Source organism: Nostoc sp. FACHB-280 (genome assembly GCF_014697615.1).
GTDB lineage: Bacteria > Cyanobacteriota > Cyanobacteriia > Cyanobacteriales > Nostocaceae > Nostoc_B.
In genome coordinates, this window is the sequence record NZ_JACJSD010000002.1 from 203,144 (window position 1) to 224,361 (window position 21,218).

Genomic DNA, 21,218 nt, shown 5'->3' on the forward strand with positions numbered 1-21,218 from the left:
AATCTAAAATGCTCTAAAATGACTCTAAGGTAAATACTTCTGTACCACAGTCCAGCCTGTCCAGGATACCCAAGCAAAGGCGGTAAACAGAATAATATTGACAGTGATGTGTAAAGTTCTTACCCAAGGTCTTCTGGGGTTAATTTGAGTCGCACTGATAGCAGATAGCAAAACTAAAAATACTACTATTAGCCCAGCAGATAAATGTGATGAATGTCCTAATGAACCAAAGTGGCCTAATGTGCCGATAATACCGATCGCCAATAACAATAACACTAAACTCACCATACTGATGCCCATTGTATAGTGGAGCGATCGCACCCCCCCACGACTAACAGGAAATCCTGGCAAACTAGGCATAGACTGGGAAGTTCTCGCTTGCCACATTAGTATCCCAGTAACAGCTAACATGATATACGCTAACAGCGATAAGCCCATCGACCAAGCGGCGATTTTCCATAGCCAGAGAAAAGAAGGTAGGTGCATAAATTTGGGGGAGTGGGGAATTGGAAACAAATGACAAAGGACAAATGACTGATGACAACCCACCATCACAATAGAAAAGGTTGCTGATATCAGCAACCTTAAATTTTTTTTGATCAATTTTTTTTATTTTAATCAAGGCATGATTAACCAGCGATTGTTAAAGGTTTTGTTGTATCTCCGCTTTTGGTATTAATTGACTGGACTATGGGTTTTTTACTGATAGGGTCGAGAGTAACTGAGTCGGTATTAAAATCACTACTGCTTGGTTCTTGAAGTGCAAGGCGATCGCACGGAATTGTATCCGATAAAATTGCACTTGCCATCATCCCCGTGTGAATCTCCATTTGAGCTTCTATCGGGGCTTCAAACACGAGGCGCTGCCCAGGAAACACAACCCTTTCAAAGTACCAGTTAGCAATATTAGAGATGCGAGCTACCTGGATTTTACTTGTGACATTAACGTAGCAGCAGAGAATTTTCCCCGATTGCTCAGGTGGTAGAGAATCTAGTATTTGAGCCATAACTGCCGAGGAGCTTTACGCCAAACATTGTATATTACACCAGCCCAGACTAACACCGGCTGATCCCCAGTTGCTGTAACTCCGACTACCAACTGAAAATTTCTACGTTATTTCTATCTAAAGATATGTTCAAGTTATGAAAATTTTATAAAAAAAATCTATTTTTAAAAAATTATACACTATTACGGAAAATTTTTAATTGTTTTCTTTGGTAACAATTTTGCCTAAGTTATTAATTAACTCTCTCTAGAGGATGCAACCTGTTGATTAAGCTTGTATCTTTCTTTTCATGAGTTTGGCTGGACTTTTATCCCCAAAGAGATAGCGAGGGATCATCGCTTAATGATTAAACTCAATGTTATGGTAAAGATATATGAACAATTTATTCATAAACCAATCTCTCCTGTTTGATGCCAAGCTAATTTAGCCCTTTTCACCATTCCTCACCGGAAAAATGTAAAAGCATAAATTAACTTCTAAGTCAAACTAGGCTGTCATAAATACAACTAAGCAAGCCCATTTCCCTCGCTTTCCTCAAAGAATGGCAAGATAAAGGTTAAAACTCCGATGATCGAAAATCGCATTCTCTACGTTCGCCTTCCTTGTAACCCCATTTTTCCCATTGGGGTGGTTTATCTTTGTGATCATGTCCACAAGCTATTCCCGAACATCAAACAGCGCATTTTCGATTTGGGAACAGTCCCCCCTTTAGACTATGCTGCGGCGTTAGATCGCTGTATCGATGAGTTCCAACCTACACTGTTAGTATTTTCTTGGCGGGATATTCAAATTTATGCCCCCGTGGGTGGACGCGGTGGCAACCCGTTGCAAAACGCTTTTGAATTTTACTACGCGAAAAATCCCCTGATTAAATTACGTGGGGCTTTGGGTGGTTTACGCATCTTCATTGCCTACTATGTGGAGTTGTGGCGTAATTTGGGATTAATCAAACGCGGTTTAAAACGCGCCCAAAAATACCGTACCGATGCGCGTGCAGTGGTTGGCGGTGGCGCAGTCAGCGTATTTTATGAACAGTTAGGTAAAAGCTTACCTTCCGGCACAATTATTTCTGTGGGCGAAGGGGAAACCTTACTGGAGAAATTCTTGAATAATCAAGAATTTCGTGATGAACGTTGTTATGTAGTTGGGGAAGGTAAACCACGCCAGCGCCTAATTCACGAACAACCCACCCCATTACAAAAAACCGCTTGTAACTACGACTACATTGAAAGTGTCTGGCCAGAGTTTAACTATTACCTGCAAGACCAAGACTTTTATATCGGTGTGCAAACCAAGCGCGGTTGTCCGCATAACTGCTGCTACTGTGTTTATACCGTGGTTGAAGGTAAACAAGTACGTATCAATCCTGCCGAAGAAGTTGTAGCGGAAATCCGGCAACTATATAATCGCGGTGTACGGAACTTTTGGTTTACTGATGCTCAATTTATCCCAGCGCGGCGATATATCAATGATGCCATTGAATTATTACAGGCGATCGTTGATTCTGGGATGCAAGATATTCATTGGGCAGCATACATCAGAGCCGATAATTTAACACCGGAATTGTGCGAATTGATGGCAAAAACCGGGATGAACTATTTTGAAATTGGCATTACCAGCGGTTCTCAAGAACTGGTACGCAAAATGCGGATGGGTTACAACCTGCGGACTGTCTTACAAAACTGTCGTGATTTAAAAGCCGCTGGGTTTAACGATTTAGTTTCTGTCAATTATTCCTTTAATGTGATTGACGAACGTCCCGAAACTATTCGCCAAACCATCGCCTACCACCGCGAACTAGAACGTATCTTTGGTGCAGATAAAGTTGAACCCGCAATTTTCTTTATCGGACTGCAACCCCACACCCATCTAGAAGAATATGCCTTTAAAGAAGGCATCCTCAAACCAGGGTACAATCCTATGAGCTTGATGCCGTGGACAGCGAAAAAACTGCTGTGGAACCCAGAACCCCTCGGTTCGTTCTTTGGTGAAGTCTGCTTACAAGCTTGGCGACAAAATCCCAATGACTTCGGAAGGGAAGTGATGAAGATTTTAGAAGCAAGGCTAGGTTGTGCGGAATTAGAAACAGCACTTTCCGCACCAATTGAGCCGAAAGAAAAACAATTAGCAGGCATATCATAGAAAACACATTAATAAATATAAGAGGTTAGGAACTAAAAAATTAGTGTTTCTGAATCAAGAGATGATATTTATTAGGCAGACTTTCCGTCCTACCTAATAGATACCAGGGGATGGTCATCTTACCCATCCCACAAAACTTAAAACGATTCGGAAAATTCTTGAATCTTACGTTCTAACCTCTAGCCTCTAACCTCTTATAAAACTCCAAACCCATGTTAGAAGGTTCAATTTTACAACAGTTGGAAGCCGCCCATCGCCATAGCAATAGACCAATTCGATTTGGGGTGTATTATAAAAACACTTTAGTTGCTTTGTGTCATGCTCTCGAAGACCACATTTTAGCTGATCAAGGTCAACCCTTGGTAATTACAGCTTTCCAACGTGGTAAATGGTATTTGCAAGAAGCCGAAAGATATGCAGACATAGCTAAATGTAGTCGGGAAATTGTCATCATGGCTTCACCCGATGCTGGCTTTGCGGAACATCCTACCAGCAAATTATCCAATGTAGACTTAGTAGCGTTGGATTCAACTGATGCGGTGGCACAGGAATGGCATTTAATTATTCTGTCGCCTGGATACACAGCAATGGTACTTTGTCAAGAGTTATCTGAGGCTGATTATGGTGCAGGTGGATTACCAGATTCCGATTTAGAACGGAAATTCTATGGGTTGTGGACATTTGAACCGGAATTAGTGAAGGAAACAGCAGAATTAGCGATCGCTCATATTCAACAATACAACCCAGAACTAGCCGCAAAACTCACCTCTCATCAACAAGCAATCCAATCTCGTCTTGCCACACTAGAGGACTTAAGTACAGTAGTCTCTCGCGTCATTGATTACCTGCAAACTGGGCAAGATAACTTATCAATTCCCACAGCATTACGTCAAAAAGCCTTAGATAGCAACTTGTTATCTAACGAAATTCAAGCATTTTTGCGGATGGCGCAGTTGATAGATTTGGCAGATATCAACAACCCAATGGCAGCATCGGAAGTTGTCGCCCTTTCCGAAGCAATGGGACAATTGTTAGAACTACCAGCTTGGCAAATCAAAAGATTGCGCTTGGCAGGTTTATTACACCGCATAGATCCGCTACAAAAAGCTGAAAGTATTCTGACTCCTGGAACATCTAGCAGTTACACAGAACAAGCTCCAAGTTGTCCTTTAACTTGTCCTCTAGTACCAGGCGCACAGGTATTGCGAACCATGCCCCGTTTACGAGCAGTTGCTCAAATTATCACCCACCAAACCGAGTGGTGGGATGGTACAGGCGAACCCGCAGGTTTAGCTGGTGATGAAATTCCATTAGAATCGAGAATTTTAGCTTTAGTAGCCGAATTTCAATGGCGAGTCCATCAAATTAAATCAGCTAATCAAAGTCGGGAAGAAATATTTGTTCAAGCTTTAGAACCATGCCGACAGCAACAATCAACCCGCTTTGACCCTAAACTAATAGATGCCCTAACTTTGTTAGTCATGGGTTTGCAACAAGGGTTAGACTTACCTGTGATGACAACCAAAGCCAGCAACGGTATGTGGTTACTTGATTCTCGCTGGGATAGCCATAGCAAAAGTAGTGAGGAAATTGGTAGTTACCCCCAATGAACATTGAAGCCATTAAATCAGGAACCCTCAAACAACTGCCAGGGGTAAACTTAGAAGACGAGGAACTTTGTAAACTCGATTTAAGCCGGATTAATTTTGCAGGCGCAACCCTGGTTGGCACTAATTTTAGTGGTTCCAAGCTCGAAGGCGGACATTTAGAAGGAGCCAATTTAATGGGGGCGAACCTACAAGAAACTGACTTGCGGGCGAACTTGATGGGCGCAAACTTGATGCAAGCCGACTTAACCAGTGCTGACTTGCGTGGTAGTAATTTACGCGGCGCGAACTTGATGGGCGCAACCCTAAGTGATGTCTCGTTGGCAGGTGCTTTTTTAAGTGGCGCGAATTTAATGAACGTCAATTTACAAGGCGTTGACTTGCGCGGTGCTGACTTGCGTGGTGCTAACTTGAGTGGGGCAAATCTCAAAGGCGCAGACTTAAGCCGCGCTGACTTGCAAGGAACGCTGTTGAGTGAAGCAAATTTGGAAGAGGCTGATTTGCGGGGGGCAAATTTGGCGGGGGCAAATCTTACAGGTGCTAACTTGTTATGTGCAGAGTTGGAAGGGGCTAATTTAAGCGGTGTGAAGTTGGATAAAGCGTGTTTGGTGGGGACAATTGCTGAACATGGGTTGTAAGGATTGACAGAAGAATTTCCCTCTCACGCCAAGGCGCAAACTCTTGTTTCTAGCTACTGGATTGCGTCATTTTTTATTCCCATTCAAATCATAAGGAGCGATCGCCATATCATCAAATATAATTCCGCAGAGATTTGATGTACTTTTATCACAACATCAGCAAGGAAAGAAACTTTTTTTACTCATAACTTGAGCTATTGATTGGGGGATATTTGCTGCACTACTTGTTGGACTTGTGTAATATCTAAGTCTAAAGCCTGTGCTATTTGTTCTACAGTCAAGCCTAATGCCAAAAACTTAGGTACAGCTTCTAGTTTACCTTCTAGTTTGCCTTCTAGTTTACCTTCTTCTCTAGCTTCCTGATAAACTCGCGTTTGCTTCAATTCACTGAAACCAAACATTGCTTCTATCTCCTGGCGATTCATTTGGGGAAATTTATAAACTAAGATTGTCTCTATTAATTCTAGTAACTGTTTTTGTGGTAGTTGCAAATTAACGGCTTGCTGGGTGCGGTTGATTAATTCCCTGGCTGTGTTAATTGCTGTATCTTCCTCTTCTATTACTAATTTTATCGTAGCAATACCTATTGGTAAGGAAGCAGATTCGCCTAATTCATCTAAGTAAATTAGACTGATACGCTGGCTTTGGAATAATTCTAAGAAATGTTCTTTATAGCCGATATCTATATCTCTGCTGGGATAAATTACCACACCGCACCAAGGATTTTTAGGTTTATTTTGGCGTAAGTATAAAGCAAGTTCTGATATTAGGCGTAAGTAAATATCTGCATCCGGTTGAAATTGAACTTCAACAAAATAAATCGGGCTTTGTTCATTTTGAATGGGGAGAAATACACCATCAATTCTAAAGGCTGTTTGTTTGATTTCAACAGAAGCAAATTGATAAATGTTGGCAATTTCGGGAGGATTGCCAATTAGTTCAAAGAAGATGCTGGGGAGTTCTTGAAATAAGCGATAAAATATGGTGTCGGTTTTCACACAGATGTTTGAGCAGATTTTTGACTACGGTGATTGTACTATCCTGATGTTTGGCGCGTAACGACAAATTTCATTTCTGAGTGATATTTTGCATTTTATTGCTGCGATCGCAAATAGTTCTAATATTATCTCAAAGGTGCGATCGCTTCCCTCTCCTGCTCATCCATACCGCCAAAATACTCATCAAAAATAACCCCATCAACCCCATCAAAGGATTTTGATATACTCCCGTAACCCAATCAGGTACTACACCTGTGTATTTAATTAATCCACCAACATTAATAATGTAGAAACCGCCAACTAAACCACCATGCAAACCAATTGGTAAACCTAAACGCCCTCTACGCCAACGCTTTGCCCATACCTGCGTTAAACCTAAAACTACTAAAGCTGGGAACTGCGGCAGAGTTTGGATAACTGCCTCTAATGGTTTAATAAAATGTAAGGTAGCAAAGACAACAGCATCCGTCCATAATGCTACACGTTGGTTGTAGTCGCGTTCTAATTCATCCAGTAACCAGCCGCGAAATAATAACTCCTCGGCAAACCCAACGCCCAAGCCGACAATTACACCTTCTATAACTATTTTTAATAAGAAAACTTGCGGTTGTTGCCATACCAGCCAACCTAAAAGACTTTCTATGCCAAAAAGTAGCCAAATATTAGTAAAACCTATAGCCAAACCCCGCAGCAAATCTGTTCTGTTGTGTGGTGTAGTATCTAAACCATAATGCTGCAATATCTGAGGTTGTTGGTAGACATATTTACCCCATAGCTTCAATAGAATAATAAATTCTATGTATAGTAAAACCATTGTCAAAATACTTACTAAGTTAGCATCACGCACTAGTAAGTAAATTGGTGCAGCAAAAGGCAACCATAGCAACAACAGCATTAAAATAAAACAACCCAGCCGAATGGGGGCAGGGCGTTGAGCTAAACGGACAAGGTTGTTTTTCATACTAAAAATAGCAGGTAACAGGTAACAGGGGACAGGTGACAGAATTAAAAGTTTTTTGCTGTCTAGGTTGTATCATTTACCAATGTCCTAACTACCTTGACTATTGCTATATTTCATTAATAAAAGCCCCGACCATTGAAATCGCGGCTATACAAACGCGCATCCGCCAGTGCGACTCATTTTAAAACGAATCTTTCTAGCTTGCGGACACAGGCTTTATCCTTGTAGCCACTTTTCGTTGTTAGGTAGACTACATTGAACAAATGACGAATAACAAATGACCAATGACCAATGACTACTCATCAGGTTCAATACTGCTGGATAAACCGTGATTTTTCAATGTTTCACAGTAAAATTCAGCGTGTTCTAGGGCGCAGGTAATGACTAAAGCTAACCCATTTGTATGTGCTTCCATCATGATACTCACAGCTTGGGGCTGAGTGAGACTCGGTATTGTTGTTAATAATACCTGCACCACGTACTCCATCGAGTTGTAGTCGTCGTTATGGAGCAGAACGCGATACCGAGGGGCGAGCTTGCGGGATGTGGAACTCTTCTCAATGGTTTCGACTGACACGGTTCTTTGCTCTTGTTTCGATGATTTACTACAACGGAATGCCTATTGGCGATCGCTTAACAGCTTAACAGTTATTCACTTATTTTATAACATTAAATTTTAAACTCCCTCTTACCCAAAGGTAAGTTCTCAAAACAAGCCCGTCCTGCCAATTACAATGAGAAAAGCTGCAAAATTAACTTTGCTACTGTCCCAGCTACATGATTATGGATACACACCCAGAATTTCAACCAGGACAAATTGTGTCTTTAGCGCATAGCGACAAGAATTTGTACGCGGAAGTAATTGAAGTTGTCGTATCTCGTCAGTTGTGTTGGGTGCGTCCTTTACTGCTGGCTAACCATACTCAAGAACCACCACTAATTACAGACCTGCGAGACGCATCTGACTTGTTTTGGCCTCTCCAATTATTTCGCCCTGCTTTAGACACGGAAGTAATTACCCTGTTGAGTCAGGTTTTGGTTAAAGAACCAAAAGGTGAACCAGACTTGGCAGCTAAACAGCAACTCCATCAATTTATACAGCAGATGTGGCAAAGTAGAAAGTCTGAATTATGAAGTATTTAGAATGATTTACCTCACGCAGAGGCGCGGAGGCGCAGAGAGGTTAATGAGTTTGTCTGCAACGCCGAATTTTATCCTTCAGACTTCACACTTCATACTTTTTTAGTAGCGAATACCAGCGTCTTTCATTCGCTCAATGGCTGCTTGCATTCGTTCTTCAGGGATAGTTAAAGCAATGCGGAAAAAGCCTTCACCAGATGCACCGTAACCACTACCAGGAGCTACCATAATGCCGCATTTGTCAAGCAGTAAATTTACAAATTCCGCAGAAGTATAGCCAGCAGGTACAGGAACCCATACGTACAGGGTAGCTTTTGGCGGCTGAATCGGCCATCCTAAAGATTGCAATCCTTTAACGATGGTGTCGCGGCGATGTTGATAAACAGACATCAAAGTTTGCAGTTCAGCTTCTGAAGTATTGTAAGCTGCGATCGCAGCTGTTTGAATTGCCTTAAACACTCCCGAATCAACGTTGGTTTTAACTTGCCTTAAGCCTTGAATACCCAGCGCATTCCCCGCTACAAAACCAACCCGCCAGCCTGTCATATTGTAAGACTTCGACAAACTGTGAAACTCAATGGCGATATCCTTCGCCCCAGGAACTTGCAACACACTCGGCGGTTTATAGCCGTTGTATGCCATCTCTGAGTAAGCATTGTCATGACACAGCAAGATGTTGTACTGCTTACAAAAATCTACTAATTCTGCAAAAAACTCAAGTGTGGCGACTCCCCCAGTTGGGTTATTTGGGTAATTAATCCACAACAGCTTGGCTTTTTGGGCGATTTCTTCGGGAATTGCGTTTAAATCTGGTAAAAACTGGTTTTCTGCCTTCAGTGGCATTGTGAATGGTTCGCCATCAGCAAAAATTGTGGAAGTGCGATACACCGGATACCCAGGATCGGGGATGAGTGTATAGTCTCCCGCCTCCACAAAGGCTAAAAAAGTATTATGGATTGCTTCTTTAGAACCGATAGATGCTACAACCTCTGTATCTGGGTTTAAATCAGTTACCCCAAACCGACGTTCCATCCATTTAGCAGCCGCTTGCCGAAATTCTTGTGTTCCTTCGTAGGGCGGATAGTTATGGGTGGCACTATTATCAATTGCTGCGTGCATTACCTGGAGAATATGTGCCGGAGTCGGTTTATCGGGGTCGCCTATTGCCATATTAATGATATCAACTCCCTCGGCGACGAGTTTTGCTCGTTTACGGTTAATTTCAGCAAAGAGGTAGGGAGGAATTTTTTCTAGGCGTTTAGCGAACTGCATGGCGACTTAATATTAATGCAAACATTAATGCTGACTAGCACAGTTTACGCCACCCCAGGTAACTAAACAGTAAATCTCACAGAAAATTTCCGAGGCTAGGGGTTAGAGATTGGAATTGCCATCACAAATGGCCAATGACTAAATAACAATTGACTAAAGATTAATATCCCCAGCTAGGAACTAGCTTGATTCTGCCAGCATCCATTTCTGCCATTAATAATTCCAAAGCTTCGTAATCTACATCCGAAATATAACCATTTTGAGTTAATTCGGAGTTAATTTCATTTTCTATCTCTGGAGTTAATTTTTTAATATCAAGAGCCTTTTCTACCAGTTGGCGAATAGCATACTTACTTGTTCTCATATTTATTAACCCATTTTAGGTAATACTAAATTATCTGGGATGTAGCTAAGTAAAAATTGTGATCTAGATTTATGATTTTGGTGATTTAGATCACATTTATTTTGCTCATTGATTTGCTTCTAGCCCTATCTTTTTTCTTCGTCAATGAGCGGATTTCATCTCATTTTCTCAGTCCAGATGAACTGGCTGAAGTATCGTTAAATTAGGCTTTTCCAGCAAATTTACCAATCAGCAATTTATTTTGTGGCTGTCTATGTTGATTGTTTGAGAAGCAATATTAAAAAAAAGTATATATGAACACATTTTACCCTGTATTTATGACAATCTTTAAAGATATACCCTTCAGTGATAAAGATTCAGCAAAGAGATGTAAGACGTATGGTCGATGTTTAAAAAAAGAGATTATGTTCAAATAAATCTCAGGTTAAAGATTTAATAACTCTAATTTAGGATGTCAATATGCAAGCAGTGCTGGAATGCCCAAAAATTGCAGTGATTCGTCCACAGGGCAAACTTAATGCCGCCAACGCGTTAGAACTTGAACGAGATTTAACCACAGCATTAACGGCTAATGATGTCTCAATCTTACTTGTGGATTTGGCAGCAGTAGAGTCACTAGATAGTGCCGGCTTAATGGCGTTGGTGTCTGCGTTGAAGTTGGCGCAAAACTTAGAACGGGGCTTAAGGTTATGCTCTGTGTCTCCAGCCCTGAAAATTATCTTTGAATTAACTCAACTTGATGAAGTATTTGAGTTTGCAGATAATGCTGAGTTGGTATCGGCCAAACTGTAAATCTAGCATATAAGCAATCTTTGTAGCAAAGGTTTGTAAAGGATGTTTTCAGTTACAAAGATAAAACTATGCTGCTACCAAATCAGTGCTAAGGTTGGAGGTGATTATCTGTAAATCATAAAAGTAGCTAGAAGATAGCACAGTGGCTGTTGCAGTTGAAAAATTAATTACACCGGATATTCTAAAACCCGCGCGTTACCTTGGTAACGAACGCCTAGCAGTACATAAGCCTTGGGAAACGGCAGTTGTCAGATGGGTATTAACTTACCCAGAAGTCTATGAAGTTGGTTCTTCCAACTTGGGGCATATCATTCTCTATAACATTTTGAATGCCCAACCACGCCAATTATGCGATCGCGCTTACCTCCCTGGTACAGACTTAGCAGCAAAGTTAAGGGAAACAAACACCCCTTTGTTTGCTGTAGAGTCTAAGCGATCGCTACCAGAATTTGACATTTTAGGTTTTAGTCTCAGTTACGAATTGGGTGCAACCAACATCTTAGAAATGTTGGATTTAGCAGGAATTCCCCTGACATGGCAAGAACGAGCCACCGGGAATTATCCACTCATTTTTGCGGGTGGACAAACAGCAACCTCGAACCCTGAACCCTACGCCGACTTTTTTGACTTCTTCGCTTTAGGTGATGGCGAAGAACTCTTACCCGAAATCGGTATGGTTTTGGAAGAGGGTAAACAAGCCAAATTGAGTCGCCGCGATTTATTACTCGACTTGGCACAGATACCAGGGGTATATGTCCCGCAGTTTTATGATATGGCAACTGATGGCTCAGTCCATCCCAACCGCCCCGATGTGCCAAAACGGATTATCAGAAGAGTTGCCACACCCATACCCGCCTACTCGATTGGCTTAGTTCCCTACGTCCAAACAGTACACGATCGCCTGACAATTGAAATTCGTCGTGGCTGCACCCGTGGCTGTCGCTTTTGTCAACCAGGAATGCTGACTCGTCCGGCGCGAGATGTGGAACCTGAAAAAGTTGTAGATGCCATTGAACAGGGAATGCGGGCGACTGGTTACAATGAATTTTCTTTACTATCTTTGAGTTGTTCCGATTATTTAGCCCTACCGGCGGTGGGGATGGAAATTAAAAATCGGTTAAAAAATGAAAACATTTCCCTGTCTTTACCAAGTCAGCGTGTAGATAGATTTGATGAGAACATTGCCAACATTCTCGGTGGTACACGCCAAGGTGGCTTAACCTTTGCACCAGAAGCCGGAACCCAAAGAATGCGGGATATTGTGAATAAAGGTTTGACCAATGAAGAATTATTAAGAGGTGTGAAAACAGCTTGGGAACAAGGCTGGGATAAAATCAAACTCTATTTTATGATTGGCTTGCCGGGTGAGACAGATGCAGATGTTTTAGGCATTGCTGAAACAGTCCGTTGGCTACAGCGAGAATGTCGGGGTCAAGGCAGAAGACCGCTTAACTTTAACCTGACAATTTCCAACTTTACGCCCAAACCGCATACACCATTTCAATGGCACTCCGTCGCCACTGCGGAATTTAAACGCAAACAAGACCTACTGCGACAAGAATTCCGCCGGATACGGGGAGTAAAGGTCAACTTCACCGATGTCCGCATTTCGGCAATGGAAGACTTTATCGGTAGAGGCGAGCGCACTTTGGGTCAAGTTGTCCGCCGCGCTTGGGAATTAGGTGCAGGTATGGATTCTTGGTATGACAATTTAGATAAAGCCTTCACCGCTTGGGGCAATGCGATCAAAGAGGCTGGTCTAGACTGGAAATACCGCCAAGTCGAAAACGGCGAATGGAACTTGTTTCATTCACAAGACAAAGATTCCCCCAACTCCCAACTCCCGACTCCCGACTCTCTCAATAACCCCCTTCCCTGGGATCATATTGATACCGGCATCGATAAAAAATGGTTGAAACAAGACTTGCAACGCGCCTTAGAAGCAGCAATTGTTCCCGATTGTTCCTTTGAAGGTTGTTCCCATTGCGGTGTCTGCGGCACAGACTTCGGTCATAATATTGTGATTGAACCGCCGCCAATACCTCAATTTGCAGGTGAGTTTGTTCCGAATACTACCAAAGTCCAAAGATTGCGTGTTTGGTTTGGGAAGCAAGGTGACATGGCTTTGCTAGGCAATCTTGATTTGCTGCGTTTACTTGATCGAGTTGTGCGCCGCGCCAGTTTGCCAATTGCTTACACAGGTGGATTTCACCCAAACCCCCGAATTATGATTGCCAGTGCTTTACCTTTAGGTGCTACTAGCAGTGGCGAAATTGTTGATTTTGAGTTAACTACACCTGTAGACACGGAAACTTTTCAGGCAAAGTTAGCCGAGGAACTGCCCAGCGATATACCAATATATTGTGTAGCAGAGATAGATTTAAAATCTCCATCGGCAAACCAAGCCTTAGCCGCAGCCGAGTACTTGATTACGGTAGCAGTTGCGGGTGAAGCCACAGCTGCACAATGGCAAGCTTGGATTGATGCCCTCTTGGCCAGGGAAGAAATTAACCTAGAGCAAACCAATAAATCTGGTAAAACTCAAATAGTAAATCTGCGCGATCGCCTGTTTGAATTATCATTAGTAAAAATTAACAACAGTGCCGCCGAATCTACTGCTATTCTGCGTTCTCTAGGTAGTTGCCGCAATGATGGTGTTTCCTTGCGTCCTGAGCAAGTCCTATCTATGCTGGAAGTAGTTGCAAATCAAGAATTTCAACTTCTGCAAATTCACCGCAATCAGTTAATTTTGGGAGTATAATCCTTAGAGGGTAACTTGCTAGTAGTTACCCGGATGTAGCACATCGTGGGAATTGATTTTTAGCAAGGTTGCGTTAGAATGAGGTGAAGAGAAATTTTCTGGCGCTGCATTGAATTCACTAGTTCACTACCCCCTATACTCAGGGAGCAGAAGCAAAGATACTAGAGAGCAAGTTCTAGGATTTTATCCCAGACAAGCAACAAGCGGATTAAAAACAGCCTCTCTTGATAGCAACTTGGGTGAACTAGTAACTTAAAAGCAGGCTCCGTCGGCAACTCTCACGCTATATTTTTTTAAACAACTGCTGAATGCCCAATCCCTAGGTGGTGCGGGTATCGCATCAAAAATCAACCACGGACGGTTGATTTATTTACTTAAACAATATGCAGCCGTTCTGGAATAAACAGGCGTGTCAACGCAATTACTCAGTCATTAACTCTTTAACTTTGAAGCTCGGCTTCACAAATTTTATTATCAGCAGTACCTTTAGTAGCTGGCAGGGGCGAGGGATATGACCAACCGCCAGAACTACACCAGTGCTGCCAATTTTTGAGGAAATTGAATGCCAAAACAAATTATCATCGCAGAGCAGCATCAAATTGCTGCCGTATTTTCTGAAGATCAAATACAAGAACTGGTTGTAGCCACAGGCCATCACCAAATCGGTGATATCTACTTAGGTGTAGTAGAAAACGTCTTACCCGGAATTGATGCAGCTTTTGTAAATATTGGTGATCCAGAGCGCAATGGCTTTATTCATGTCACGGACTTAGGCCCATTAAGGTTGAAGCGAACCGCCGCCGCCATTACAGAATTATTAGCACCGCAACAAAAAGTGCTGGTGCAAGTGATGAAAGAGCCAACCGGGACAAAAGGGCCGCGGCTCACTGGTAACATTACTTTGCCTGGACGCTACGTAGTACTGATGCCTTATGGTCGGGGCGTGAATTTATCCCGCCGGATTAAAAGTGAAAATGAACGCAATCGCCTGCGGGCGTTAGCAATCTTAATCAAACCGGCGGGGATGGGTTTGTTGGTACGAACAGAAGCTGAAGGCAAACCCGAAGAAGCCATAATGGAAGACTTGGAATTGCTGCAAAAACAATGGGAAGCAATTCAACAAGAAGCCCAATCAACCCGTGCGCCTGCCCTGTTGAATCGAGATGATGACTTTATTCAACGGGTATTGCGGGATATGTATGGTGCAGATGTCAACCGAATTGTGGTTGATTCCAGCACTGGCTTGAAGCGGGTAAAACAGTATTTGCAGAACTGGAGTGGCGGACAAACACCCCAAGGATTGTTAATTGATCATCACCGCGATCGCTCACCCATATTAGAGTATTTCCGCATCAATGCCGCGATTCGAGAAGCCCTGAAACCCAGAGTCGATTTACCTTCTGGTGGTTACATTATTATTGAACCTACAGAAGCCCTCACCGTAATTGATGTTAACTCTGGTTCATTCACGCGATCGGCAACAGCCAGAGAAACAGTATTGTGGACAAACTGCGAAGCCGCCACAGAAATTGCCCGTCAATTGCGACTGCGGAATATTGCTGGGGTGATTGTTGTTGACTTCATTGATATGGAATCACGGCGTGACCAATTACACGTCCTGGAACATTTCAACAAAGCCCTGAAAGCAGATAAAGCCCGTCCCCAAATTGCCCAACTCACCGAACTTGGCTTAGTCGAACTGACTCGCAAGCGCCAAGGTCAAAACATTTACGAATTGTTTGGTGGTACTTGTCCAACCTGCGGTGGTTTAGGTCACATTGTCCATCTCCCCGGCGAAACCGAAACTCGCTTACCCACACCAGCAGAATTACCAGAACGTTTTGTACCTCTACCACAAAGAGAACCTCGTTTACCTGTAGCGCGGATTTCTGAACCTAGAGAAAGCTTTGATAGCTTTGGTGATAGTTTTGATGGTGACAGTGACTTAAGTGCTTTAAATTTAGTTAATCATCCCAGCTATCACGAACTGGGCGATAACAATAAACGTGGCAACCGCACCCGTCGCCGCAGAATTGGGATTAATGGCGCAAACGGTAAAGATGAGTCACGCCTAGCACCTAATTCTCTCGGTTTTGATAGTGATACTGACCTAGACCTGGATAATGAAGTTGACTTAAGCCCAACACCAGATATCCCTGCACCCACATTAGGTAAATCAGGTTGGACAGAAAGAGTCGAACGCAATAAAGTCATCAAAACAGAACCAGTCAAACCAGTGGTAGAACCACCGGAAATTAGAACTGTAGAAATGACTATAGAAGAACAAGATGTTTTTGCATTGATGGGAATCTCCCCCTTAGTGAAATTGGATAGGGAAGTGAAAAATCCCAAATCAGTGATTATTAACATTGTTCAGCCAGGGCAAGGAACAAGCACATTATCACCACCGCCTGCCGAGGTGGCTATTCCTGAAACATTCACTCAACCCATTGCCCCACCACCTCTAGAACCAGAGGCAAAATCTTTACCCGAAGAACCAATAGAGTCAGAGGGATTTGCACCGACTCCTGAAGACACAGAAGGAAATCTGACTGCTACAGGTAGCCGCCGCCGTCGTCGTCGTTCCTCGGCTGTAGAATCTGGTTCTGAGGAAAGTTAAGATGCTTTATGGTAGAGATTCAACAAACTGCTGTTAATTCCCTACCAAATTTAGGTGAACTGGAATGGCTGGAGTTTTCGTCCACTTTAGCGGGTATGTCTGGCTTAATTGCCGGCATCGATGAAGTTGGGCGTGGTGCTTTATTTGGCCCTGTAGTTGCAGCAGCCGTCATTCTCCCAGCAGATGCTTTCACGCAATTGATTGCAGCTGGAATTAAAGATAGTAAAAAGCTTTCCAGTTCTAAAAGGGCGAAATTAGCCGCACAAATTTGTGCATTAGCAACAGACTGGAGAATCGGTTTTGCTGCAACTGCGGAGATTGATCAAATAAATATTTTGCAGGCGACACTGTTAGCCATGAAACGGGCTGTACTCAAATTGAAAGTACAGCCTGTAATTTGCTTGGTTGATGGCAATCAACCAATGAAAGATTTGCACATACCCCAACAAACAATAGTCAAAGGAGATGAGCGATCGCTTTCCATCGCAGCTGCTAGTATTGTTGCTAAAGTTTGGCGTGACGAGTTGATACTGCGTTTAGCCGCAAAGTATCCGCAGTACGATTTGGCAAAGAATAAAGGATACGGTAGCCCAAAACATTTACAGGCGTTGCGAGAATACGGCGCTTCATCTTTGCATCGTAAATCTTTCAGCCCTTGCCAAATTCAGCAGTAATTTGCATAATTTAGTGTATTCATTGGTAGGTGCGATCGCGCTTTATAGTTTTACTTTTTTCCTAACAAAGATATTGTTGTTTTAAGCAATTATGGGTACTCGCTATGTAAATCTCACACTATATGGTGTCACTCAAGATGAGTTAATTAATTATCTTGCTGATAGAGGTTATAACAGTTACGTTTCTCCAACTGAGAATAACTTTACGACGATTTACGACAGTAGCTTTGAAACTTCTGGAAATATTAATAACAATGCTAATACTGAATCAATGTATCAAGCATACGCCAGAATGTTTCAACTTCATAATATGGATTCAGATCAGAATCTACAGTTGCTAAAATATGCTGTTACTCAGCCACACAATGAACTAGCTAAGGTTAAAAGTTTAGATAATCAAGCCAACAAATTTCTCAGGCAATACAGTGGAACAAAAGAAGGTATTCTAGTTTGTTGGGCTTCTCATCTTTCTCAAAAATTTTCTTGTTCAGCATTAGCTGTTTATGTAAGAGACGATTCGCAATTCTGGTATCATTTGTCTCGAAATGGCAAAATGATAGATGAATACACAACTTATGCAGGAGAAAATTGGCAACCAGGAAAAGCAATTTTCTCAGAACTAGGAACCAAGATAAAGGGTGGAGATGCAAAAAAGTTTTGTGTTGCTTTTAATCAAGAAAATAAAATTGATGAAGTAGAAAGTATTTTACGTAAACCACAGGGTTTTGGTATCAATGACGAAATTTCTATTGAGTCGAAGTATGGGGATTTACTAAACCTAAACGCTTTTCCAGATGCAGTTACAAGACATCATACATTAACTCTAGCATTAGGAATAACGCCTTGGTGGGTTCTTCACATGAGTTATATAGCTATTACTCAAGGTGAAGCCAAAGATTACTTTGATGATTACGAAAAGATTTATGGTCTTTCCAGTGATCAGGCGATGGCATTATTAAAACAGGCTAAAGCTAACATCTTAGATGAGCAATGTTAGTGCAAGTTTAATAACTGTGCATACATTAAAGTTTTTTGTTTGTATGGACGATGGCTAAATTTACTTTCGTACTTATTCCTGTTTTGTCTTGTTATTAAAATAGTACATACTGTAATTTATAAAATTTTGTTGCTTCAACTGAATTTAACCTATTAAATATAGTAAAAAAGCTATGTCTCGTCAACTAGCAATCATCATTGAGAATGAAGGTGCGATGAAATTACCATCGAATATGGACTTAAAAAATGAAGGACTTATTTTCGGGAATAATTTGCCTGTAGCAGATATTTTACTTGAAGATATTGCACTAGAACTAGAGATTGTTCCTCTTAGTGAATTTATTAAACATGAAAATGACGACGAAGAATTACAAAATAATCTTCAATGGTATGATCCGCAACAGGGATTAGATACTGTTGAGAAACTCTTTTCATATCTTCTTGCCCATCCTCAAGCTGATAAAAGCCCTGAAGGTATATGGTGGGTTTTGTGGGACTTGCGTGCTGTGGAGTTAATATTGCGTAAAGCTGTGGAAAAACAAACTCGCTTTTATTTTTTAGAGTGGTAACAATTGTAGTAGCATCATAAGTTTAAAACAGATGTATAATTTTTTTGTTAGTAGCAAATACAGAATTATTTACTACTAACTGTATACTTATAACTGAATTCAACACTAAATAAGCACTAATCTAAATTCAAAATTGGTAAATCGCCACTATTATCTTCTAGAGCTTTTTCTGCCATTTGTGATGTCACCCAATGACGATAATCTATGAGTAGCTGATGCAACAACCTTTGCTTAACAGTAACTAAGACACTCTTGAGCAAACCATTGCCCGTAGCTTCTAAAATTGGCTTTGGAGTGAGAGAAAATGGTGGAGGTAATTCTACTTGTACTTCTAAATCAGCTTTTCCTTCCAGACGAGTGCCATTGCTAGATTGATGTGGTGATAAATAACCTTTTAAATTGAGGCTAAAACGTTGGTTAATATACTCAAACCCTCGGATTTCACAACCTACTGAGCGCAGATAAATTACACTATTTGATTCTGCCCAAACCCTCATATCTACAGTTGGTTGAATACTCAATGTCATAAAAGACAAAGGACGCATTTTTAACCGAAATACTTCCTCAGAAAGCTGTTGGACACGACTGTTATCAACTAACGCATTCACCAATCTTTGAGGCTGCCGTAAGTAATGTTGAATAGGAATAGGCTGTTGCGGTACAGCAATTTTTACCGATTGAGAAGCAGTAAATCTTGTAGGCATGATTTTGCAGACAGCAGTTATTTGATACCTTTATATGTTAATAAATTTAGTACAATTATTATTTTAATCAAATCAAATAATAGGTATAGATATTCCTTTTGTATGACTTACGACTTTAATCATAGATTTATTAAATTGAAATATTTTTAAAATAAATTATTACTATTTTTATAATTATAAATCAAATTGCAGCTATTTAGAAAAAATCCTTTTTTTCAGTATAAATATCAAAAATATAAAAAATTATACCAGTATTAAAAATATGATAAATAAGAGAAAAACTAAAATATATTGACGTTACATTCATGAAGCACCGCTTTCACATATTATTACTGTTATTTTGGTTAGCTCTTGGTACAGCTTTACGCTTTTTGCGTCTAGCATCTTTGCCTCCTTGGACTGATGAGTGTGCCACGATGGTTTTTAGCCTGGGAAATAGCTTTCGCACAGTACCACTCAATGAAGTTATTAGTTCAGATATACTGTTGCAGCCGTTACAAGCTAATCCAGAAATGGGAATTAATGCCGTTATTGAGCAACTGTTGACTGAAAGTACTCATCCGCCTGTTTATTTTGCGTTAGCCCATTTCTGGATGAAGATTTTCTCACCAGCAGGGGAAATCGCCTCGATCTGGGCAGCGCGATCGCTCAGTGCTGTGTTAGGTGTTGTCTCAATTCCCGCTATATTTAGCCTTGCCTATCTGACCTTTCGTTCTAAATTAGTGGGTCAAATGGCCGCTGTAATGATGGCGGTTTCGCCCTTTGCTGTATTTCTAGGTAGGGAAGCACGACATTATACTTTGGCGATGTTACTGATCATTGCTTCTTTATGCTGCGGTATAAAAGCAATTCAAAACATCCATCGTCAGCAATCTCTACCTATATGGTTGGTATTTACTTGGGTAGCAATCAACAGTTTAGGAGTCGCCACCCATTATTTTTTTGCCCTAACTCTAGCTACGGAAGCTTTAGTTTTATTTGTTCATCTTTGGCAAAATCGTCAGCAAAATACTAAACAAATTTATTGGCGTATTGGCATAGCTGTTTTAGGTACGCTGATTGGATGTGTTGTCTGGATACCATTACTCCAAAGTATCCCCAATCATGATTTAACAAATTGGGTAAATATTAGTAACCCTCATACCAGATGGTTAGAACCATTAGGGCGGTTATTGCTGTGGAATATGAGTATGCTGTTGCTTCTACCTTCTGCACTGACTAGCTTACCTCTAGAAATTACGATTGTGTCTGGTGTAGCAACTTTTTTATTTTTGTGCTGGAGTCTGCCGAAGCTCAGTTATGGATTAAAAACTCTCAAGGATAACCCTCATAGAATTTTAGGAATACAAATTTTGAGTGGTTATATCTTCATAGCAATTTTTATCTGTTTATTTTTTACTTATGGTTTGGGTAAGGACTTAACTTTAGCAGCTAGATTTCAATTTGTATATGCTCCAGCCGTAATTTTGTTGTTAGGTGCTGCATTAGCAGGCTTTTGGCAACATCAACTGAATGGTAAAGTTGTTGTCACGATAATTTTGCTGATGGCAATGTTAGGGGGGATGATTGTAAGTTGGAATCTCGGCTATCTGCAAAACCAACGCCCAGATATTCTCGCCACACTTATATCTAAAGCATCTCCAAATAAGGTATTAATTGCTACAACACATATTCATCATGGGCAAACAGGTAGAATGATGGGATTAGCTTGGGAATTTCAAAAACAACGTGATTCTCGTGTACAGTTTTTCTTAGCTGGTAAAGATGCAGACAATCAAAGTTATACCGAAGCTGTGCAACTATTACAAGAAAAAATAGCTACAATCCAGCGACCTCTTGATGTATGGTTAGTGGAATTCCGTACAACCATCAATTTGTCATCTCAGCAATGTTTTATCGATACAGAATATGGTAAATCTACTGGTGAATATAATTACAAACTGTACCGCTGTCCAAAATAGCAGAGTCGAGTT

Annotated in this window: 19 protein-coding genes; 11 read left to right on the forward strand and 8 right to left on the reverse strand. The window is 41.3% G+C overall.

The window, feature by feature from the left end:
• Positions 1 to 24: 24 nt before the first annotated feature.
• Both H6G75_RS02720 and H6G75_RS02725 read right to left on the reverse strand, forming a co-directional pair.
• Positions 25 to 486 (reverse strand): DUF4079 domain-containing protein, encoded by a 462-nt coding sequence (locus H6G75_RS02720; protein ID WP_190978459.1) that lies wholly within the window; start codon positions 484 to 486, stop codon positions 25 to 27.
• A gap of 143 nt (positions 487 to 629) precedes the next feature.
• Positions 630 to 1,007, reverse strand: a complete 378-nt coding sequence (locus H6G75_RS02725; protein WP_190978460.1) for a DUF1830 domain-containing protein — start codon at positions 1,005 to 1,007, stop codon at positions 630 to 632.
• A gap of 567 nt (positions 1,008 to 1,574) precedes the next feature.
• On the opposite strand from H6G75_RS02725, the gene H6G75_RS02730 reads away from it, so the two are divergent.
• From H6G75_RS02730 to H6G75_RS02740, 3 genes are all read left to right on the forward strand, one after another.
• Positions 1,575 to 3,149, forward strand: a complete 1,575-nt coding sequence (locus tag H6G75_RS02730; protein ID WP_190978461.1) for a photosystem II high light acclimation radical SAM protein — start codon at positions 1,575 to 1,577, stop codon at positions 3,147 to 3,149.
• Between the two features lie 212 nt (positions 3,150 to 3,361).
• Positions 3,362 to 4,759 carry a DICT sensory domain-containing protein gene (locus H6G75_RS02735; RefSeq protein WP_190978462.1) on the forward strand — a complete coding sequence of 466 codons (1,398 nt, stop codon included), beginning with the start codon at positions 3,362 to 3,364 and terminating at the stop codon, positions 4,757 to 4,759.
• On the forward strand, positions 4,756 to 5,394 hold the full coding sequence (locus tag H6G75_RS02740; protein ID WP_190978463.1) for a pentapeptide repeat-containing protein: 639 nt from the start codon (positions 4,756 to 4,758) through the stop codon (positions 5,392 to 5,394). The genes H6G75_RS02735 and H6G75_RS02740 overlap by 4 nt, the downstream gene beginning before the upstream one ends.
• Before the next feature lie 194 nt (positions 5,395 to 5,588).
• Here the strand turns inward: H6G75_RS02740 and H6G75_RS02745 are convergent, their stop codons facing one another.
• The 3 genes from H6G75_RS02745 to clpS all read right to left on the reverse strand — a co-directional run bounded on the left by H6G75_RS02745 (position 5,589) and on the right by clpS (position 7,930).
• Entirely contained in the window at positions 5,589 to 6,392 is an 804-nt protein-coding gene (locus H6G75_RS02745) for an Rpn family recombination-promoting nuclease/putative transposase (RefSeq protein WP_190978464.1), read from the reverse strand.
• 130 nt (positions 6,393 to 6,522) lie between these two features.
• Positions 6,523 to 7,353 carry a CPBP family intramembrane glutamic endopeptidase gene (locus tag H6G75_RS02750; RefSeq protein ID WP_190978465.1) on the reverse strand — a complete coding sequence of 277 codons (831 nt, stop codon included), beginning with the start codon at positions 7,351 to 7,353 and terminating at the stop codon, positions 6,523 to 6,525.
• 295 nt (positions 7,354 to 7,648) lie between these two features.
• Entirely contained in the window at positions 7,649 to 7,930 is a 282-nt protein-coding gene (gene clpS, locus H6G75_RS02755; RefSeq protein ID WP_190967138.1) for an ATP-dependent Clp protease adapter ClpS, read from the reverse strand.
• A 206-nt stretch (positions 7,931 to 8,136) separates the two neighbouring features.
• Here clpS and H6G75_RS02760 point away from each other — a divergent pair, with 206 nt between their 5' ends.
• Positions 8,137 to 8,487 carry a hypothetical protein gene (locus H6G75_RS02760; RefSeq protein ID WP_190978466.1) on the forward strand — a complete coding sequence of 117 codons (351 nt, stop codon included), beginning with the start codon at positions 8,137 to 8,139 and terminating at the stop codon, positions 8,485 to 8,487.
• A gap of 108 nt (positions 8,488 to 8,595) precedes the next feature.
• On the opposite strand, the gene H6G75_RS02765 is transcribed toward H6G75_RS02760, so the two are convergent.
• A complete protein-coding gene (locus tag H6G75_RS02765; protein ID WP_190978467.1) occupies positions 8,596 to 9,765 on the reverse strand; it encodes a pyridoxal phosphate-dependent aminotransferase in 1,170 nt (389 codons plus the stop codon).
• A 160-nt stretch (positions 9,766 to 9,925) separates the two neighbouring features.
• Positions 9,926 to 10,129 carry a hypothetical protein gene (locus H6G75_RS02770; RefSeq protein WP_190593319.1) on the reverse strand — a complete coding sequence of 68 codons (204 nt, stop codon included), beginning with the start codon at positions 10,127 to 10,129 and terminating at the stop codon, positions 9,926 to 9,928.
• A 459-nt stretch (positions 10,130 to 10,588) separates the two neighbouring features.
• On the opposite strand from H6G75_RS02770, the gene H6G75_RS02775 reads away from it, so the two are divergent.
• From H6G75_RS02775 to H6G75_RS02800, 6 genes are all read left to right on the forward strand, one after another.
• Entirely contained in the window at positions 10,589 to 10,921 is a 333-nt protein-coding gene (locus tag H6G75_RS02775) for an STAS domain-containing protein (RefSeq protein ID WP_190978468.1), read from the forward strand.
• A gap of 142 nt (positions 10,922 to 11,063) precedes the next feature.
• Positions 11,064 to 13,682 carry a TIGR03960 family B12-binding radical SAM protein gene (locus tag H6G75_RS02780; protein ID WP_190978469.1) on the forward strand — a complete coding sequence of 873 codons (2,619 nt, stop codon included), beginning with the start codon at positions 11,064 to 11,066 and terminating at the stop codon, positions 13,680 to 13,682.
• Between the two features lie 562 nt (positions 13,683 to 14,244).
• A complete protein-coding gene (locus H6G75_RS02785) occupies positions 14,245 to 16,302 on the forward strand; it encodes an Rne/Rng family ribonuclease (RefSeq protein ID WP_190978470.1) in 2,058 nt (685 codons plus the stop codon).
• A gap of 8 nt (positions 16,303 to 16,310) precedes the next feature.
• Positions 16,311 to 16,976: a ribonuclease HII gene (locus tag H6G75_RS02790; RefSeq protein ID WP_190978471.1), complete on the forward strand. Its 666-nt coding sequence runs from the start codon at positions 16,311 to 16,313 to the stop codon at positions 16,974 to 16,976.
• A gap of 91 nt (positions 16,977 to 17,067) precedes the next feature.
• The gene (locus H6G75_RS02795; protein ID WP_190978472.1) at positions 17,068 to 17,973 is read left to right on the forward strand and encodes a hypothetical protein; all 906 of its coding nucleotides are present in this window, start codon (positions 17,068 to 17,070) and stop codon (positions 17,971 to 17,973) included.
• A 172-nt stretch (positions 17,974 to 18,145) separates the two neighbouring features.
• On the forward strand, positions 18,146 to 18,541 hold the full coding sequence (locus tag H6G75_RS02800) for a hypothetical protein (protein ID WP_190978473.1): 396 nt from the start codon (positions 18,146 to 18,148) through the stop codon (positions 18,539 to 18,541).
• Positions 18,542 to 18,657: 116 nt separating this feature from the next.
• On the opposite strand, the gene H6G75_RS02805 is transcribed toward H6G75_RS02800, so the two are convergent.
• On the reverse strand, positions 18,658 to 19,245 hold the full coding sequence (locus tag H6G75_RS02805) for a DUF1997 domain-containing protein (RefSeq protein WP_190978474.1): 588 nt from the start codon (positions 19,243 to 19,245) through the stop codon (positions 18,658 to 18,660).
• A 305-nt stretch (positions 19,246 to 19,550) separates the two neighbouring features.
• On the opposite strand from H6G75_RS02805, the gene H6G75_RS02810 reads away from it, so the two are divergent.
• Positions 19,551 to 21,206 (forward strand): phospholipid carrier-dependent glycosyltransferase, encoded by a 1,656-nt coding sequence (locus H6G75_RS02810; RefSeq protein ID WP_190978475.1) that lies wholly within the window; start codon positions 19,551 to 19,553, stop codon positions 21,204 to 21,206.
• The last annotated feature ends 12 nt before the right edge of the window (positions 21,207 to 21,218 follow it).

Excerpts from the sequence above, each read along its gene's own strand:
- H6G75_RS02795 (WP_190978472.1), top strand. The coding sequence starts at position 17,068 with ATGGGTACTCGCTATGTAAATCTCACACTATATGGTGTCACTCAAGAT.
- H6G75_RS02740 (WP_190978463.1), top strand. The coding sequence starts at position 4,756 with ATGAACATTGAAGCCATTAAATCAGGAACCCTCAAACAACTGCCAGGG.
- H6G75_RS02735 (WP_190978462.1), top strand. The coding sequence starts at position 3,362 with ATGTTAGAAGGTTCAATTTTACAACAGTTGGAAGCCGCCCATCGCCAT.
- H6G75_RS02810 (WP_190978475.1), top strand. The coding sequence starts at position 19,551 with ATGAAGCACCGCTTTCACATATTATTACTGTTATTTTGGTTAGCTCTT.
- H6G75_RS02725 (WP_190978460.1), bottom strand. The coding sequence starts at position 1,007 with ATGGCTCAAATACTAGATTCTCTACCACCTGAGCAATCGGGGAAAATT.
- H6G75_RS02805 (WP_190978474.1), bottom strand. The coding sequence starts at position 19,245 with ATGCCTACAAGATTTACTGCTTCTCAATCGGTAAAAATTGCTGTACCG.
- H6G75_RS02770 (WP_190593319.1), bottom strand. The coding sequence starts at position 10,129 with ATGAGAACAAGTAAGTATGCTATTCGCCAACTGGTAGAAAAGGCTCTT.
- H6G75_RS02775 (WP_190978468.1), top strand. The coding sequence starts at position 10,589 with ATGCAAGCAGTGCTGGAATGCCCAAAAATTGCAGTGATTCGTCCACAG.
- H6G75_RS02790 (WP_190978471.1), top strand. The coding sequence starts at position 16,311 with ATGGTAGAGATTCAACAAACTGCTGTTAATTCCCTACCAAATTTAGGT.
- H6G75_RS02800 (WP_190978473.1), top strand. The coding sequence starts at position 18,146 with ATGTCTCGTCAACTAGCAATCATCATTGAGAATGAAGGTGCGATGAAA.
- H6G75_RS02765 (WP_190978467.1), bottom strand. The coding sequence starts at position 9,765 with ATGCAGTTCGCTAAACGCCTAGAAAAAATTCCTCCCTACCTCTTTGCT.
- H6G75_RS02760 (WP_190978466.1), top strand. The coding sequence starts at position 8,137 with ATGGATACACACCCAGAATTTCAACCAGGACAAATTGTGTCTTTAGCG.
- H6G75_RS02720 (WP_190978459.1), bottom strand. The coding sequence starts at position 486 with ATGCACCTACCTTCTTTTCTCTGGCTATGGAAAATCGCCGCTTGGTCG.
- H6G75_RS02785 (WP_190978470.1), top strand. The coding sequence starts at position 14,245 with ATGCCAAAACAAATTATCATCGCAGAGCAGCATCAAATTGCTGCCGTA.
- H6G75_RS02750 (WP_190978465.1), bottom strand. The coding sequence starts at position 7,353 with ATGAAAAACAACCTTGTCCGTTTAGCTCAACGCCCTGCCCCCATTCGG.
- H6G75_RS02730 (WP_190978461.1), top strand. The coding sequence starts at position 1,575 with ATGATCGAAAATCGCATTCTCTACGTTCGCCTTCCTTGTAACCCCATT.